11 protein-coding genes and 1 pseudogene are annotated in these 17,468 nt (G+C 71.3%); 8 read left to right on the forward strand and 4 right to left on the reverse strand.

Annotated elements, in window-relative coordinates; translation table 11 throughout:
• Positions 1-339 precede the first annotated feature (339 nt).
• Entirely contained in the window at positions 340-2,682 is a 2,343-nt protein-coding gene (locus PWG71_RS04385; protein WP_274808205.1) for an apolipoprotein A1/A4/E domain-containing protein, read from the forward strand.
• A gap of 242 nt (positions 2,683-2,924) precedes the next feature.
• Here PWG71_RS04385 and PWG71_RS04390 read toward each other — a convergent pair whose 3' ends face one another.
• Complete coding sequence (locus PWG71_RS04390) at positions 2,925-3,866, reverse strand: zinc-binding dehydrogenase (RefSeq protein ID WP_274808206.1); 942 nt, start codon at positions 3,864-3,866, stop codon at positions 2,925-2,927.
• Positions 3,867-3,987: 121 nt separating this feature from the next.
• Here PWG71_RS04390 and PWG71_RS04395 point away from each other — a divergent pair, with 121 nt between their 5' ends.
• Positions 3,988-4,422, forward strand: a complete 435-nt coding sequence (locus PWG71_RS04395; protein ID WP_274808207.1) for a VOC family protein — start codon at positions 3,988-3,990, stop codon at positions 4,420-4,422.
• Between the two features lie 71 nt (positions 4,423-4,493).
• Here PWG71_RS04395 and PWG71_RS04400 read toward each other — a convergent pair whose 3' ends face one another.
• The gene (locus PWG71_RS04400; RefSeq protein ID WP_274808208.1) at positions 4,494-5,138 is read right to left on the reverse strand and encodes a TetR/AcrR family transcriptional regulator; all 645 of its coding nucleotides are present in this window, start codon (positions 5,136-5,138) and stop codon (positions 4,494-4,496) included.
• A gap of 201 nt (positions 5,139-5,339) precedes the next feature.
• Between PWG71_RS04400 and PWG71_RS04405 the strand changes: the two genes are divergently transcribed.
• The 6 genes from PWG71_RS04405 to PWG71_RS04430 all read left to right on the forward strand — a co-directional run bounded on the left by PWG71_RS04405 (position 5,340) and on the right by PWG71_RS04430 (position 15,716).
• Positions 5,340-6,848, forward strand: a complete 1,509-nt coding sequence (locus PWG71_RS04405) for an ABC transporter substrate-binding protein (RefSeq protein WP_274808209.1) — start codon at positions 5,340-5,342, stop codon at positions 6,846-6,848.
• A 70-nt stretch (positions 6,849-6,918) separates the two neighbouring features.
• A complete protein-coding gene (locus PWG71_RS04410) occupies positions 6,919-7,860 on the forward strand; it encodes an ABC transporter permease (protein ID WP_274808210.1) in 942 nt (313 codons plus the stop codon).
• Complete coding sequence (locus PWG71_RS04415) at positions 7,857-9,650, forward strand: dipeptide/oligopeptide/nickel ABC transporter permease/ATP-binding protein (protein WP_274808211.1); 1,794 nt, start codon at positions 7,857-7,859, stop codon at positions 9,648-9,650. Before PWG71_RS04410 ends, PWG71_RS04415 begins: the two co-directional genes overlap by 4 nt.
• Positions 9,647-10,495 (forward strand): ATP-binding cassette domain-containing protein, encoded by an 849-nt coding sequence (locus tag PWG71_RS04420; RefSeq protein ID WP_274808212.1) that lies wholly within the window; start codon positions 9,647-9,649, stop codon positions 10,493-10,495. The genes PWG71_RS04415 and PWG71_RS04420 overlap by 4 nt, the downstream gene beginning before the upstream one ends.
• Positions 10,492-12,924, forward strand: a complete 2,433-nt coding sequence (locus PWG71_RS04425) for a beta-glucosidase family protein (RefSeq protein ID WP_274808213.1) — start codon at positions 10,492-10,494, stop codon at positions 12,922-12,924. Before PWG71_RS04420 ends, PWG71_RS04425 begins: the two co-directional genes overlap by 4 nt.
• On the forward strand, positions 12,921-15,716 hold the full coding sequence (locus PWG71_RS04430) for an alpha-L-rhamnosidase (protein ID WP_274808214.1): 2,796 nt from the start codon (positions 12,921-12,923) through the stop codon (positions 15,714-15,716). Before PWG71_RS04425 ends, PWG71_RS04430 begins: the two co-directional genes overlap by 4 nt.
• 151 nt (positions 15,717-15,867) lie before the next feature.
• Here the strand turns inward: PWG71_RS04430 and PWG71_RS04435 are convergent.
• Both PWG71_RS04435 and PWG71_RS04440 read right to left on the reverse strand, forming a co-directional pair.
• Positions 15,868-16,353, reverse strand: a pseudogene (locus tag PWG71_RS04435) (Uma2 family endonuclease).
• Positions 16,354-16,496: 143 nt separating this feature from the next.
• Positions 16,497-17,150 (reverse strand): hypothetical protein, encoded by a 654-nt coding sequence (locus PWG71_RS04440; protein ID WP_274808215.1) that lies wholly within the window; start codon positions 17,148-17,150, stop codon positions 16,497-16,499.
• Positions 17,151-17,468: the final 318 nt, after the last annotated feature.

Raw genomic sequence — 17,468 nt, forward strand, 5'->3', positions numbered from 1 at the left:
GAACGCGAGGTATCGGATCGTTATCTCGTGGAGCGAGATCTTTCGCCGCTCCCTGGGGCGAAGGCGCTCCGTGTCGTTAGACTGGCCGGGCGATTCCCTCCCTTCTCATGGGTTCATCCGGAAGGCCGTGCGTGAGTGATCCGCAACGCGGTTCGGTCGACGTTCCATCTTCGCCTCTCTCGCATACGCACAGTCACACTCTGATCACATTGGGGCACGAACGGCTGCGGGAGTGCCACCCATCCGGGGACCATCGAGAACCCGACCTGCCCGGAACACCCACCGTCCATTCCCCCGGGCCAGGTGTCGGGAGCGCCAGAGACAACAAGGAGCACCTCGGTGGAACAGACCAATCACAACTTCCTCAACGGGGGAGGTCAGGCCGGGATCTCCGACCGCATGCGCGACCTGCTCTCCCAGGCGGCCCACGAGCACGACTCCGAGCAGAAGTCCATGGGCGCGGTCAACGAGGAGATGCGCCAGCGCCTCGAAGGCATGGAGTGGCTCCTGCGTGAGCTGCGCGAGCGCGAGCTCGTCGGGCTCGCCGAGTCGGTCACCGCGGTCAACGGCCGGATCGACGACTTCCTCGCCCGTCCCCCGGAATGGGCCGAGACCCTGGCCGAGCACATCGAGGTCGTCGGCCGCCAGGTCAAGCCGCTGTCGGACATGCCGTCCCTGCGGGCGGACACCCACCGCATCGCCGGCCACCTGGACACCGCGCTCACCCGTCTCCAGCGCATGTCGGAGACCGGTACCCGCACGGCCGACCAGGTCGGCGAGCTGGGCGAGCGGCTGACCTCGCTGAGCGAGACCTTCGAGTCCAGGCTCGACGCGCTCGACGGCGCCCTGTCCGCGCTCACCGCCAAGACCGAGGCCGTGGAGACGTCGCTGAACGCGCTCGCCGAGGTCTCCGGCACCCGGCACACCGAACTCGCCGAGGCGCTGTCGGAGAACCGCGCCGAACTCACCGAGGCGGTCACGACCGCCCGCGAGGAACTGTCCACCGCGCTCGGCGAGGCCCGCACCACCCTCACCGAACAGGCCGACACCAAGGCCGCCGAACTGACCGACGCCGTCTCGACCACCCGCGAGGAACTGTCCACCGCGCTGGGAGAGACGCGCGCCGGGCTCGCCGGGGCCCTCGACGCCAAGGCCGCCGAGCTGACCGAGGCGGTCACGACCGCCCGCGAGGAACTGTCCACCGCGCTCGGCGAGGCCCGCACCACCCTCACCGAACAGGCCGACACCAAGGCCGCCGAACTGGCCGACGCCGTCTCCACCACCCGCGAGGAACTGTCCACCACCGTCACCGAGGGCCGCGCCGCCCTGACGGAGGCCCTGGGCGAGGCCCGCACGGACCTGGTCGAGCGCACCGAGGAACTGCGCACCGCGCTCACCGAGCAGGCCGACGCCAAGGCAGCCGAGCTGGGCACCGCCCTGGAGGAGCGGCACGAGGCGCTGCTCACCCGTCTCCAGGAGAACACCGGCGAGCTGAACGGCGAGCTGAACGCCCTGGCCACCGCCGCCGGCGAGCGCCACGACGACCTCGTCGAACGGCACGAGACCCTGGCCGCCAAGGTCACCGAGAGCGTCACCCACCTGACGACCCTCGCCGAGGAGAACCACGCCGAGGCCACCGCGGCCGTCGCCGACGTCACCGGCGCGGTCGGTGGTCTGCGCAAGGACCACGAGACCTCGCTCCTGGAGCTGCGCACCCACCTGCGCCAGCGCCTGGCCGAGATCAACGAGCAGATGGAGCTGGGCCGCACCGAGGCCCGCGAGCGCTCCGAGGCCACCGCCGAGCGGATGAGCGCGTCCTTCACCGAGCGCGCCGACTCCCTCGCCGAACGGATCACCGAGGACTCCGAGCGCGTCACCACCGGCTTCGAGGAGCTGCGGACGTTCGTGGCGGAGAGTTCCGCCCGGCTCGCCACCGACGCCGAGGACCGGTCCCAGACCCTCACCGAGGCGCTCACCGAGCAGGTGGAGGCGCACCGGATCGCCCTGGACGAGCGGTTGGAGCGTCAGCGCGAGTCCCTCACCGGGAAGGTGGACAACCACCTCTCCCAGATCACCGGCAAGGTCGACCACGAGCTGGGTCGGCTCACCGACCGCTTCGACACCTTCGAGGGGCACTTCGAGGGCCAGTTCGAGGGCATCGAAGGCAAGATCGACCGCATCGACGGCCGAATGGACGGCATCAACGGCCGCCTGGACGGCATCGACGGTCGGGTCAACGGGGTCGAGGGCCAGTTCGACGGCGTCAGCGGGCACTTCGACGGGGTCGACGGCCGTCTGGAGGCCGTGGACGACCGGCTGGAGGCGCTCAACCAGCGCCTCAACCAGCTCCCGCAGACCATGGAGGTCAGCGAGCTGCACCGCCGCCTGAGCCAGCTGGTCGACCGCCCGCAGATCGACCACGGTTCCAAGCTGGACGAGATCGACGAGCACGTCACCTCGGCCGTCTCCCCGGTGCTGCGCGAGTTGAAGCAGCGCCCGGACCGGCACGAGCTGGAGGAGACGATCACCGAGGCGGTCGAGAACTCCCACGACGACATCACCAAGCGCTTCTCCTCCCTGGAGGAGACCGTGCTGGCCCTGGCCGAGGCGCTGCTGCGACCGGGCCGCGAGGGCGGGCCCAAGCGCAAGCGTCGCCGCGACGAGGAGGACGACGACGAGTAGGCCGCAGGTCGCGTTCGCGGAATCGCGATGAGGGGCGGGGCGCCGAGGCGCCCCGCCCTTGCGCGTGGGGAGTGCTCCCCACCCGATCCCCGGCGGGGGCGCCCGCGGCCGGCGAACGCGGCACGGTCGGCGCCACCCTCCCGGGCACCCGGGAGGCGCAGGACCGACACCGACGGGACGAGGCCCTGCACCGACCTCCGACGGGCAGCGCGCCGGGAGCGCCCGGAGCGCTCCCCGCCCCGTCAGACCGTGAAGACGACCTTGCCGAACAGAGCGCCCTCGGCCATCGCACGGAAGCCCTCGGCCGCCCGGTCCAGCGGCAGCACCCGGTCGATGACCGGCCGCACCCCGGTGCGGGCGCACATCTCCGTCAGGGTCGCCAGCTCCTCCTTGGTGCCCATCGTCGAACCGATGACCCGCAACTGGAGGAAGAACAGCCGGGTCAGCTCGGCCGGGGGCGCCTCACCACTGGTGGCGCCGCAGATGACGATGGCCCCGCCGGGCTTGAGGGAGCGCACCGAGTGCGCCCAGGTGGCCTGACCGACCGACTCGAACACCGCGTCCACCCGCTCGGGCAGCCGGTCCCCCGTCTGCACCACCGCGTACGCGCCCATGTCCAGCGCCTTCTTGCGCTTGCCCTCGTCGCGACTCGTCACGTACACCCGGTGCCCCGCCTGCACGGCCAGCCGGACCAGCGCCACGGACACGCCGCCGCCCGCGCCCTGCACGAGGATCGTCGACCCGGGACGCAGGTCGATCTTGCCGAACAGCATGCTGTAGGCGGTGAGCCAGGCCGTGGGCAGGCAGGCCGCCTCCTCGAAGGACAGCTCCGGCGGCTTGGGCAGCAGGTTGGCCCGGGGCACGAGGATCCGCTCGGCGAACGCGCCGTCGTACTTCTCGGACAGGATCGTGGGGCGAGAGCCACCGTCCTCGACGACCGCGTGGACGACGACCTCGTTGCCGTCCTCGTCGATCCCGGCGGCGTCGCAGCCCAGGATCATCGGAAGGCGTTCGGCGGGAAGGCCGATCCCGCGCAGGCTCCACAGGTCGTGGTGGTTGAGCGAGGCGGCCTTGACGTCGACCACCGTCCACCCGTCGCGGGGTTCGGGGTCGGGGCGTTCACCCGCCTCCAGCGCGGAGAGGGGGTCTTCGAAGGACGAGCGTGCTGCTGTGATCGCGAACATGTCCAGTAGTGGACCACACCGACCGAACCCGGTTCTAGCCCCGGCCCGCCCCGGAGACGATCTTCTTCCGCGCCGGGAGGCCGTGGAGGATCGTCGTCCGTTGGTGGGAAGGTACCGACCCATGGAACAACGCACCCACTTCATCACCCTGGCCACCGCCGATCTGGAGGCCGTCCGCCGCTTCTACGTCGAAGGACTGGGCTGGGAGCCGCGCCTGGACGTGGCGGAGGAGATCGTCTTCTTCCAGGTGGCCCCGGGGCTGCTGCTGGGCTTCTTCGACGCCGTGAAGTTCGACCGCGACCTGGGCGGCGCCGGCGACGCTCCCGTCGCGCCCTCGGGGCTGACCCTGGCCCACAACGTCGGCGGACCACAGGAGGTGCGGGACCTGGTGGCCGCGATGGCGACCGCCGGGGGGACCGTGCTCAAGCCGCCGCAGGAGGGCGCGTTCGGCGGCGTGTTCCACGCCCACGTGGCGGACCCGAACGGCGTCGTCTGGGAGATCGCGCACAACCCGCACTGGCGCGTCGACGAGGACGGGACCGTCCACCTCGGCTGAGGCCCCGACGAAGACGACCCCGCCCGGGGCGACCGGGTACCGGCCCCGGGGCGGGGTCGCGCGACCGCCGTCTACCGGACGGCGGGGACCTCGAAGTTCACGAGCCGGGAGAGGTGGGCCCGGAGTTCATCGACCATGTCGACGGCCTCCCGGTCGAGGAGCCACTGGACCTGGAGCCCGTCGAAGAGGCCGATGGTGCTGCGGGCCGCGCTGGCGGGGTCGACGCCCTCGACCAGGTCTCCCTGGTCTCGAAGCGCCTCGAAGATCGAGGTGACCGTCCCCCGTATCCAGTCGTAGCGGCGCACGAAGTAAGCGTGGGCGGGATGCGCGGGCGCGGTGGCCTCGGCCGAGAGGGTGCAGTACAGCTCGACGATTCCCGGAACCGAGGAGTTGTAGGCCGTGAGTCGGAGGATGCCGATGAGCCCCGTCCTCGCGTCTCCGGGGTCATCCGATTCGAAGAAGTCCGCCGTGCGCTGATCCCGGTGTTCGAGCACCGCCGCGAGCAGGGCGCTCTTGTTCGGGAAGTGGTGCAGGAGCCCGGCCTCGCTCATCTGCACGCGGTCGGCGATGTCGCGCAGCGAACCGGAGCGGTAGCCGTCCTGGGCGAAGACCTCGAAGGCGGCCTCCAGGATCAGGCGCCGTTTCTGCTCGCTCTTGGCGTAAGACCCGCGTTTCCTGCCGACCCGTCGGCCCGAGGGGGGCTGGACCGCCGTCATCTGTTCACGACTCCTTCCGGATCCGGTGGGGCCTCAGCCTAGTTCAGCGCCCCCGTTCGGAGGACACGAGACGCCGCACACCGTCTCCACCTGGGAAATTACAGTACGGTAAAAGCCTAGTGGTCACTTGGTTTTTAAGTTAACGTGTTGGACATCACGGCGGATCGCCGCTTCCCCCAGAGTCGCGAAGGAGTCAAGAACGTGTCCCAGAAGAAAACTTTGGTGGTCATGGCCCTAGCGGCCCTCACCCTGAGCGGGTGCGCCAACGGCGAGGGCGCCGGATCCGGTGACTCCGACACGCTGACCATCGGAACGATCCTGCCGCCCACCACCTTCGACCTGGAAGGACGCGAGTGGGGCAACGCCTCGCCCTTCTACCAGGCCGTGTACGACACGCTGCTGAGCGCCACCCCGGACGGGGACGTCGAACCGCGTCTGGCCACCGAGTGGTCCTACGACGAGGACGGCACCGTCCTGACGATGGAACTGCGCGACGACGTCACCTTCAGCGACGGCTCCGAGTTCACCGCCCGAGTCGCGCGGGACAACCTGGAGGCGTTCCAGGAGAGCGGCGCCACCGCCTCGATCTACCTGGCGGATGTGACCGGCGTCGAGGCGACCGGGGATCACACCCTGGAGATCACCCTGGCGGAACCCGACCCCGCCTTCCTGAACTACCTGGCGCGCGACCCCGGGGTCATGGTGAGCGGTGAGGCCCTGGGCGACGACTCCCTGGCCGGCGAGCCCGTCGGGTCGGGCCCGTACCTGCTGGACACGTCGGCGACGGTCACCGGCACCGGCTACGTCTACACCCGGAACCCGGACCACTGGGACACCGAGGCGCAGCACTACGACAGGCTCGTCATCAACGTCTACGAGGAGCCGACCGCCGCGCTCAACGCGATCAAGGCGGGGGAGGTCGACGCCGCGCAGCTGGCCTCGAACGACAACCGACCCGAGGTCGAGGCCGCGGGCTGGGACATCCACACCGTCGAACTGGACTTCCAGGGCCTGCTCCTGTTCGACCGGGCCGGTGACATGAACCCGGCGCTGAGCGATCCCCGGGTCCGCCAGGCCATCAACCACGCCGTGGACCGGTACGCGATGCTGGAAGCCCTTCAGGGCGGCTACGGCTCGGTGACGTCCCAGGTCTTCCCGGAGCACTCCATGGGGTTCGACCCCGAACTGGAGGAGTACTACGACTACGACCCGGAAAGGGCGCGGGAGCTGCTGGAGGAGGCCGGTTACGGCGACGGGTTCGTCCTGGAGATGCCCATGTCGACCGCCCTGGGCAGCACGCCCTACACGCTGCTGGAACAGCAGCTCAACGACATCGGGATCGTCGCCGAGCACACCGACTCCGGCAACAACTTCTTCGCGGACATGCTCGCGCCCAAGTACCCGGCCGCGATGATGAGCCTGGAGCAGAACCCCGACTGGCAGCTCGTCCGGTTCATGGTGGCGCCCGGGGCCCAGTTCAACCCGCTCGACTCGCAGACCGACGAACTCGACGCCCTGATCGAGGAGCTCCAGTACGGCGCCGATCAGGAGCAGGCCGCCCGCGCCATCAACACCTACCTGGTGGAGGAGGCCTGGTTCGCGCCGTTCTACCGGGTGGACGCCGCCTTCGCGACCAGTGAGGGGGTCGAGGTCGACACCCTGGCCACCAACGCCTACCCGAACCTGTACGACATCCGCCCGCAGTCCTGAGGACGGTGATGCGGGAGGTCCGTCCGGGCCTCCCGCATCACCTCTTCCGCAAGTTCCCTGGACGAAGCCCGTGTTCAGATTCGCACTCCGCCGCCTGCTCTCGGGCGGCGTGCTCCTCTTCCTCATCACCACCGTGGCCTACGCGCTGCTGTACGCGGGCGGAGGCGACATCGCCCGCCGCATCATGGGCCCCAACGCCACGCAGGACCAGGTGGACCGGAGAGCCGCCGAACTCGGCCTGGACCGCCCCCTGTGGGAGCAGTACTCCTCATGGCTGGGCCAGGCCGCGACCGGCGACCTCGGAACCGCCTGGTTCAGCCGACAGCCGGTGCTCACCGAGGTGACCGACCGTCTGGGGGTCACCCTTTCACTGGTCATCGGCGCCACCGTGGTCGCCACGGTCGTGGCCGTGGCCCTGGGTGTGCTGGCCGCCGTCCGCCGGGGCTGGATCGACCGCGCGGTCCAGGTTCTCGCCCTGCTCGGCTTCGCCGTCCCGGGATTCCTGATCGCACTCGGACTCGTGGTGCTCCTCGCCATCGAGCTGGGATGGTTCCGGGCCACCGGCTACATACCCCTGGACCACTCCCCGGGCGGATGGCTGTCCTCGGTCACGCTTCCGGTCCTCGCGCTCTCGGCGAGCGCGGTGGCCGCGGTGGCGCAGCAGATCCGCGGGTCGGTCATCGACGCGCTGGACCGCGACTACGTGCGCACCCTGCGCAGCCGGGGCCTGGGCTTCCGTCGTGTGGTCCTCAAGCACGTGCTGCGCAACTCGGCGGGGCCCGCCCTGGCCGTCCTGGGCGTGCAGTTCATCGGCCTGCTGGGCGGAGCGGTGATCGTGGAACAGGTCTTCTCCATCCCCGGCCTGGGACAGCTCTCGGTCCAGGCCACCGGGAACGGCGACATCCCCCTGGTCCTGGGGCTGGTCCTGGTGACGGCCGCCCTCGTCATCGTCGTCAACCTGCTCATCGACCTCTGCCAGGCCGCCCTGAACCCGAAGGTGAGGCTGTCATGACCCAGGAGACCGCACGGCGGCGACGGGCCCCGGGACGAGGGCTCCTCGCCAGGCTGTTCGCCAACCCGGCCTCGGCCGTGTCGCTGGCCTTCCTGTTCTCGGTCGCGATCGTCGTGGTCCTCGGGGAGCCGCTGGCCCCGCGCGACCCCAACCACTCCTCGCTGTACGACATCCTGTCGGCCCCCGGGGGCGAGTACCCGCTCGGCACCGACGGGGCGGGACGCGACGTCCTCTCACGGCTGCTGGTGGCGACCCGGGTCAGTGTCCTGGCCGCGCTGCTCGCCCTGGCCGTCTCCCTGGTGCTGGGAGTGGCGGGAGGAATGCTGGCGGGCTACTACGGGGGCTGGTTCGACACCGTCTCCACCTGGCTGACGAGCCTGGTCATGTCGCTGCCCGCCATCGTGGTCCTGCTCGCGGCGCGCGCGGTCCTGGGTCCTTCGGTGTGGCTGTCCATGGCCGTCTTCGGGGTGATCCTGTCACCGGTCTTCTTCCGCCTGGTGTACAGCCTGGTCTCCTCGGTGAGGGAGGAACTCTACGTCGACGCGGCCCGGGTCTCCGGGCTGGGGGACGCCAGGATCATGGGGCGGCACATCCTGGCCGTGGTGCGCGCGCCGATCATCGTCCAGGCGGCCATCGTGACCAGCACGGCCATCGCCGTCCAGTCGGGGCTGGAGTTCCTCGGGCTGGGGGACTCCTCCGTGCCCACGTGGGGCGGCATGCTCAACGAGGGGTTCGCGAACATCTACCGCGCCCCGATGCTGCTGCTCTGGCCCGCGCTGACGATCGCCCTGACCAGCGTCGCCCTGGCGATGCTGGCCAACACCCTGCGCGACGAACTGGAGGGCGGAAACCGCTCGGCCGAGGGCCGCGGGGACGGGGAAGGGGACAAGGAGAACGGTTCCCGGGAGGCCGCGCACGCACCGATCCGCCACGGCGCGGAGCAAGCGGACGCCGGACGGGAACTCCTGACGGTACGGGGTCTGCGCGTGGGCTACCGGACCCCGGCGGGGATCACGGAGGTCGTGCACGGGGTCGACCTGAGCGTCGGCCGCGGCGAGGTCCACGGACTGGTCGGGGAGTCGGGGTCGGGCAAGACCCAGACCGCCTTCGCCGTCATGGGCCTGCTCTCCCGAGGAGGACGGGTGCTGGAGGGCTCGGTGTCCTTCGACGGCGAGGACCTCGTCACCGGTGGGGAGAGCGCCCTGGCGCGGATCCGCGGCCGGGGCATCGGTTACGTTCCGCAGGAGCCCATGAGCAACCTGGATCCGTCCTTCACCATCGGCTCCCAGCTGGTGGAACCCCTGCGGGTGTGCCTCGGCATGGACCGGCGGGCCGCTCGGGCACGGGCCCTGGAACTGCTCGAACGCGTGGGCATCCCCGATCCCGAGCGCACCTTCTCCTCCTATCCGCACCAGGTCTCGGGAGGCATGGCCCAGCGCGTCCTCATCGCGGGCGCCGTCTCCACCGAACCGGCGCTGCTCATCGCCGACGAACCGACCACCGCCCTGGACGTGACCGTGCAGGCCGAGGTCCTCGACCTGCTACGCGACCTGCGGCAGGACCTGGACATGGGCGTTCTGCTGGTCACGCACGACTTCGGTGTCGTCGCCGACCTGTGCGACCGGGTCTCGGTCATGCGGTCGGGCCACATCGTGGAGACCGGCCCCACCCGAGAGATCTTCCACCGGGCGCGGCACCCGTACACGCGGTCGCTGCTGGACTCCATCCTCGACGGCGGCGGTGCCCGGGGCCCGCTGGCCCCGACCGACCGGAAGGGCGTGACCCCGTGACCGATCCCCTGCTGGACGTACGAGACGTCGAAGTGCGCTACCCCGGCCGGGGCCTGCGCTCCAGCGGTTTCCTCGCGCTGCGCGGGGTGAGCCTGGACATCCGCGAGGGCGAGACCGTGGGGCTGGTGGGCGAGTCGGGGTCGGGCAAGACCACCCTGGGCCGCGCCATCCTGGGCCTGGCCCCCGTGACCTCCGGCGGCATCGGCTACCGCGGCCGGGAGATCTCGGGGCTCTCGCGCCGCCAACGGCGCGCGCTCAGCGACCAGATCCAGGTCGTCTTCCAGGACCCCTACAGCTCCCTGAACCCGTCGATGACGATCGAGGCGATCCTCGGCGAGCCCCTGACGGCGCGGGGGCGGACCGGTGGGGAGGCCGGCAGGCGGATCGCCGAGCTCCTGGAGCGGGTGGCCCTGCCCTCCGACGCGGGCCGACGCCTGCCGCGCGAGTTCAGCGGAGGGCAGAGGCAGCGCATCGCGATCGCCCGCGCCCTGGCGCTGGAGCCCCGGCTCATCGTCTGCGACGAGGCCGTCTCGGCCCTGGACCTGTCCAACCGGGCGAGGATCCTGCGGCTGCTCACCGAGATCCAGGAGACCACCGGGGTCTCCTACCTGTTCGTCTCCCACGACCTGGCCGTGGTCCGGCACATCAGCCACCGCGTGGCGGTCATGTACCGCGGGGAGATCGTCGAGTCCGGGGACGGCGACACCGTCACCTCCGACCCCGCACACCCCTACACTCGGCGGCTGCTCTTGGCCGCCCCGGTGCCCGACCCCGACCTACAGGCACGGCGGCGCCGAGAGCGCGCGGCACTGTCGGACCGAGAGAACCACGAGAGGCCCGCATGACCACCAGTAGGCGACCGAGCGAACTCGTCGCTGAGCTCAGCCTTGAGGAGAAGGTCCGACTCGTCTCCGGGGGCGGTTTCACCACCACCACGCCCCTGGAGGGCATCGGGCTGCGACCCCTGTGGCTCTCCGACGGGCCGTCCGGTGTCCGGGGTCCCGTCTGGGACGAACGGGATCCCTCGCTGTGCCTGCCCTCGCCCACCGCCCTGGCCTCCTCCTGGGACACGGAGCTGGCCCGGGAGTACGGGACGGTGATCGCCGCCGAGGCGTCCCGCAAGAAGGTCGACGTGGTCTTCGGGCCGGTCATCAACATGCACCGCTCGCCCCTGGGCGGTCGGCACTTCGAGGCGTTCAGCGAGGACCCGGAACTGACCGCGGCCCTGGCGGCGGCCTACGTCCGGGGACTCCAGGAGAACGGCGTGGCGGCGGCGCCCAAGCACTACGTCGCCAACGACTCCGAGACCGACCGCATGTCCCTGGACGTGCGCGTCTCCGAGCGGGCCCTGCGCGAGGTCTACCTCCTGCCCTTCGAGCGCGTCGTCGAAGCGGGGACCTGGGCGCTGATGAGCGCCTACAACGCGGTCAACGGGACACCCATGACCGAGCACCCGCTGCTGGAGGAGCCCCTCAACCGGTCCTGGGGCTTCGACGGCGCGGTGGTCAGCGATTTCATGGCGGTACGCGGCACCGCCGCCGCGTCCGCCTCACTGGACCTGGCCATGCCGGGCCCCTCGCCGGTCTGGAGCGAGGCCCTGCTGACCGCCGTGCGCGAAGGAAGGGTGAGCGTCCGGGCGATCGACCGCAAGGTGGAGCGCCTGCTGGGCCTCGCCGCCCGGGTGGGCGCCCTGGAGGGCACCGCCCGGCGCCCGTCCGCGCCGGTGAGCGGTCGGGACTTCGCCCGCCGGGCGTCGGCCGAGGGCATGGTCCTCCTGCGCAACGAGGCCGCGCTGCCCCTGCCCGCCTCCCTGAAGAGCCTCGCCGTCATCGGCCACAACGCCGGGACCGCCCGCGTCCAGGGCGGCGGCAGCGCGACCGTCGTACCCGACCGGGTGGTCTCCCCCTTGGAGGGGCTGCGCGCGGCCCTGCCCGACACGCGCGTCGGGTACGCCCTGGGAGCGATCGTCCAGGAGGACGTCGAGGGGTTCGCCCCGGAGCTGACCCGGGACCCGGTGACCGGCCGGCCCGGTGTGCGCGCCACCTTCCTGGACGCGGAGGGAGAGGTGGTCTTCAGCGAGCACCGGCGGTCGAGCGCCCTCTACTGGATGGGTGACGAGCGGCTGCGCCGGGCCCGGCGCCTCGTCCTGCGCACCGCCCTGGGCTTCGCCGAGAGCGGTGACGTGCTGCTGGGATTCGCCACCGCCGCCATGGGCCGCCTGAGCGTGTCCGGGCGGACCGTGCTCAAGGGCAGGCCGGACACCCTGGCGCTGGACCCTGCGGCGGCGGTCCTGTCGCCCCCGGCCCTGACCACGCCCCTGAGCGTGACCGCCGGGGAGTCCGTCGACGTGGTCGCCGAGTTCGAGATGGACCCCGACCGACCGCTGACCGACGTCTTCTCCGCGATCCTGGGGACGGCCCCGGTGCCGGTGCCGCCGGCCGACCTCATCGCGGAGGCGGTGGCCGCGGCCCGCGAGGCCGAGGCCGCGGTCGTCGTGGTCGGGACCAACACCGCGGTGGAGTCGGAGGGACACGACAGGACCGGACTGGCCCTTCCCGGGCATCAGGACGCTCTGGTCAGCGCGGTGGCCGCCGTGAATCCGCGCACCGTCGTCGTGGTCAACGCGGGCGCCCCGGTACTGATGCCCTGGCGGGAGGAGGTCGCCGCCGTACTGCTCGGCTACTTCGGCGGGCAGGAGTTCGGCAACGCTCTCGCCGACGTGCTGCTGGGCGAGCGCGAGCCCGGCGGCAGGCTGCCGACCACCTGGGCGGCGCACACCGGCGACGTACCGGTGCTCGACGTGACCCCGGACGGAGGGCTGCTCTCCTACGACGAGGGCGTGCACATCGGTTACCGGGCCTGGCTCAGGGACCGTGCCGAGCCCGCCCATCCCTTCGGTTTCGGTCTGGGCTACACGTCCTGGCGCCTGGAGGGGGCCGAACTCCTGACCGAGGCGGGCACCGGACCCGCGCTTCGGGTGGAGATCACCAACACCGGAGGGCGTCCGGGCAAGGAGGTCGTCCAGGTCTACGCCGAACGCCCCGACTCGCGCGTGGACCGCCCGGTCAGGTGGCTGGTGGGTTTCCGCCCGGTGCGGGCCGAGGCCGGCGAGCGGACGACCGTGGACATCCCGGTGCGCCCCCGTTCCCTGGCCCATTGGGACGGTGAGTGGGTCTACGAGCCGGGGGACTTCCGGCTCCGTGTGGGTACGTCGGTGGCGGACCTCGCCCTGGACGTGACGGTGGGACTCGACGGCGAGGGGTGCCTGAAGTGACGAACGCGCACATCACGGAACTGCGCGCCGAGCGGCGCCGGGGGGACGCGCCGGTGGCCGTCGCCGAGCCGAGGCTCAGCTGGGAGGTGGGCGGCGGCGTCGCGGACTGGCGGCAGAGCGCCGCCGAGCTGCACTGCGACGGCCGGTCGGTGAGGGTCTCCGGTTCCGAGTCGGTGCTGGTGGACTGGCCTTTCGCGCCCCTGTCCCCCGGCGAGGTCCGCGAGGTGCGGGTCAGGGCCGCGGACTCCGAGGGGACGTGGACACCGTGGAGCCGCCCGCTCCGCGTGGAGGCCGCCTTCCTGGGGGAGGGCCGGTGGCGGGCACGGCCGATCGGGCTGGCCGCCCCGGAGCGGCCGGCCCAGCCCGTGCTGCTGCGGCGATCCTTCACCGTGCGGGGCCCCGTGCGCCGGGCACGGCTGAGGTGGACGGCGCTCGGGGTCGCCGAGATGGAGGTCAACGGCTCGCTCGCCGACGACTCGGTGCTCTCCCCCGGATGGACCGACTACCGGCGGCGTCTGGTCTACGACACCGCCGACGTCACCGCGCTGCTGGTCCCCGGCGAGAACGTCGTCGGTGCCCGTCTGGCCGGCGGCTGGTACACGGAGGAGTACGGCTTCTTCGGCCGGGTGTCCCGCCATTACGGCGAGCAGCCGAGCCTGATGGCGCAGCTGACGCTGGAGTACGAGGACGGCACCTCGGAGGAGATCCTCACCGACGGCCTCTGGCGGGCCAGGGGGGACGGCCCCCTGGTCTCCAGCGGGATCTACGCCGGCGAACACCACGACGCCGGTCGTGAACAGCCGGACTGGTCGCGCCCCCGGGCGTCCGTGGACGGTTGGTCGGCCGCGGCCCTCACGGAGGAGGACGTCCCCGAACCGGAGCCCCGTTCCCTCCCCCCGGTGCGGCGGATCGAGACGCTGCCGGTGCGGGAGGTCATCACGTCGCCCTCCGGTGCCCTGCTGCTCGACTTCGGACAGAACCTGGTGGGGAGGCTGCGCATCCGGGTCAGGGGCCCGCGCGGCACGGTGATCACCCTCCGGCACGCCGAGGTCCTGGAGGACGGCGAACTCGCCCTGCGGCCGCTGCGCCGCGCCGCCGCCACGGACGTCTACGTGCTCTCCGGTGAGGGGGAGGAGGAGTGGGAGCCGAGGTTCACCTTCCACGGTTTCCGCTACGCGCGAGTGGACGGCTGGCCGGGCGGGTTCGACCCCACCGACGTCACCGCCGTGGTGGTGCACACCGACATGGCCCGGACCGGCTGGTTCACCTGCTCGGACCCGCTGCTGAACCGGCTCCACGAGAACGTCGTGTGGAGCATGCGGGGCAACTTCCTGGCCATCCCCACCGACTGTCCCCAGCGGGACGAGCGCCTGGGGTGGACCGGGGACATCCAGGTGTTCGCGCCCACCGCGTGCTTCCTGTACGACAGCTCGGCCTTCCTCTCCTCCTGGCTGCGGGAACTGGCGCTGGCCCAGGAGGAGGCGGGGGGCGTGGTGCCCTTCGTCGTACCCTCGGTGACGAGCGGCCTGGGCGACGGCGCCGCCGCCGCGTGGGGCGACGCGGCGACGGTGGTGCCGTGGGTCCTCCACGAACGCTACGGCGACACCGGCGTGCTCCGCGCCCAGTACCCGAGCATGCGCGACTGGGCGAACGTGCTGTTGGAGGAGAGCGGAGGCACCGGGCTATGGGAGGGGACCCTCCAGTTCGGTGACTGGCTGGACCCATCCGCCCCCGCCGACCGGCCCGGACAGGCCAGGACCGACTCCGACATCGTCGCGAGCGCCCATCTGTTCCGGTCGCTGGACATCGTCGCCCGGTGCGCCCTGCTGCTGGGCCACGAGGAGGACGCGCTCCGGTTCTCCCGTGAGGCCGAGCACGCGCGCCACGCCTTCGTGAACACCTACGTGACCGCCGCAGGTCGTATGGTCTCGGACGCCCCGACCGCCTACGCGATGGCCCTGCGCTTCGGCCTGGTGACCGACGGGGAACCACGCCGACGGCTGGCCCGGCGTCTGGCCGAACTGGTACGCGGGGACGGCTACCGAATCGGCACGGGGTTCGTGGGGACCCCGATCGTGACGGACGCCCTCACCGACCACGGATACGTCGAGGCGGCGGGGCGGCTGCTCACGCAGACGGAGAACCCGTCCTGGCTGTACCCGGTCACCATGGGCGCCACCACCGTGTGGGAACGCTGGGACGGCCTCTTGGAGGACGGCACCCTCAACCCGGGTGAGATGACCTCCTTCAACCACTACGCCCTGGGGGCGGTGGCCGACTGGATGCACCGGGTGGTGGCGGGCCTGGCACCCGCCGAACCCGGTTATCGAAGGATTCGGGTGGCACCCCGGCCACTGCCCGGTCTGGAGCACGCGAGCGCCCGCCATCTGACGCCGTACGGTCCCGCGAGCGTCGAGTGGCGCAGGCGGGGCGAGGACGTGGTGGTGTGCGCGACCGTACCGCCCAACACGGAGGCCGTGGTGGAGTTGCCCGGCCGGGAGGTGTTCTCCGTCGGCTCGGGTGAGCACGAGTGGGTCTTCCACGGGCCGCCCGCGAAGCGGCGGGGCGGCACGCTGGACCTGGAGTCGTCGACCGCCGAAGTCATCGACGATCCGCGTGCGTACGCGGCCGTGCTCGAAGCGATCGGGGAGCACTCCTCGGAGATGGCTCGGGAGATCGGCCGCACCACCGTCTGGGGCGAGCGGCGCACCCTGAGGCAGGCGTTGATGTTCCTGCCCCCGCAGGTGGCCGCGAGCGTCGAGAGGGCACTGGCCTCGTTGGTGGAGGCGTGAGGGCGGGGGCGTGCCGGCGGTCGGCGTATCGCCGGCGCGCCCCCGGTGTAGTCGTTCCCGAATACGCACGACGCCCCGCCGAACGGCCCCTTCCCGGGACCGGCGAAGGGTGTTCCGACCGGCCGGGAGGCCGGCCCCTGGCCGTCAGGTGTCAGCGGGCGAAGCGCGTGAGCGGGTCGGTGTCCAAGACGATCCCACGCCCGGGGACGGGCACCGCTTCGCCGTAGGGGTGTGTGCTGCGGTCCAGGTATCGACCGCCGACGGGACGGCTGTGGACCATGACGGCGTCGGCGTCACGGTCGACCAGCAGGTGGAGATCGATCGCGGTCGCCGCGTAGGCGGAGGGCTTCTCGACACGGTCGCGGGCGGCGTCCCACGAGGTCACCTCGACGACGGCGAGGGCACCGTCGGGATCCGCCCCTTCGCCTGATCGGTCGAAGTGGCCGATGGGGACGAGGACACCCCGGGACGGGCCCGTCCCTTGCGGTAGGTGTCGACCTTGAGACCGAGCCCGCTGGTGATGAGGTCGAGGTCGGGTCGATGGGCGATGCACTCCCGCATCAGCCATGCGAGGACTCCGGCGTGTGCCCCGCCGGTCGCCTTGTGGACCCGGACCTTATCCGTTGAACATCTCCATGCGGACGCGATCGGCCTCGGACGCCTGCTCGGCAAGGTGCTCGAATTCTTCGTCCTTGAGGCCCTCACCAGCGGCCGGGTGGGAGGTGTGCCGCTCTCCGCGGTTCGGAGGTTCTCCGTATCCGCCCTTGCCCCACCGCCCGGTCAGACGTAGGAGTCGTCGAAGACATGCGGTTCGAAGGAGTCGACGATCGTGGTGGCCATCTCCCGATGTCTCTCCGCGTCCACGGCCGGGAGGCTCACCCGGATGCCGTACGCCATGCCCGTGTCCTCCCTCGTGACGACCTTCTGGAGGACGAGCCGGTGGGGGTCGTCGACGTCGACGTGGATCCACCAGCGTTCGCCCTGTTCGAGGACCGCCTCGAACTCCAGGAGCGCGGTGGAACCGTTCACGCTGAACAGGTTCGCCAGTCTCCGTTTCTCCAGGGAGAGTCGCTCATAGGATTCGGCGGCCTCCGAGGTCTCGGACTCCCTCTCCTCCGTCCACTCCACGGCGCTCTCTCCGGAATCGAGACCGGCCCAGATCGTGTGGACGACGACATCGTGGTCGGGTCCCCTGATGACGCCGGTTTCGAGACCGTGGTCCTTCGTATCCCAGTCGATGTGGAGTTTCCCCTCGTCATACCAGTCCACCGGCAGTTCCACCGTGAAGTTCCCCGATTGATGCCGCTCGTAACCGGAAGCGGGCGCTCCTCCACCGCAGGCCGAGACCGGGAACACGATGAGCATCGCGCAGAAGGCGGAGGACAGGGTGCGGCGGAACATGAAGACCTTTCCGTAGGCGGGGATCGTCCGCATGAACCGTTCGGGCACATGACGCACACGGCCCACCCGTCCGCGGCGTGGGCCGACGCGCCACCCGCCCGGACATCTCATGCGGTAACGGTGTAGGACGCGACGTGCCCCGAGGATGTTCGACACCCGATGCCGTGGTCGTCGAGGACGACCGGCAGAACCCGCTACCGCCTCGGGCCGCCGTGGAGTCGCCGGTCCATGCGCTCGGCCCATCCGGCGACACGGCACGGCCATGGTCGACCACGACGGGGACCGTGGGCGCGGTCGGCGGACGCGCGAAAGGGGGTCCCGGAGCGTTGCTCCGGGACCCCCTTTCGCGCG

The sequence above is a fragment of the Nocardiopsis sp. N85 genome, assembly GCF_028882275.1.
In the GTDB taxonomy this organism is placed as follows: Bacteria; Actinomycetota; Actinomycetes; order Streptosporangiales; family Streptosporangiaceae; genus Nocardiopsis; species Nocardiopsis lambiniae.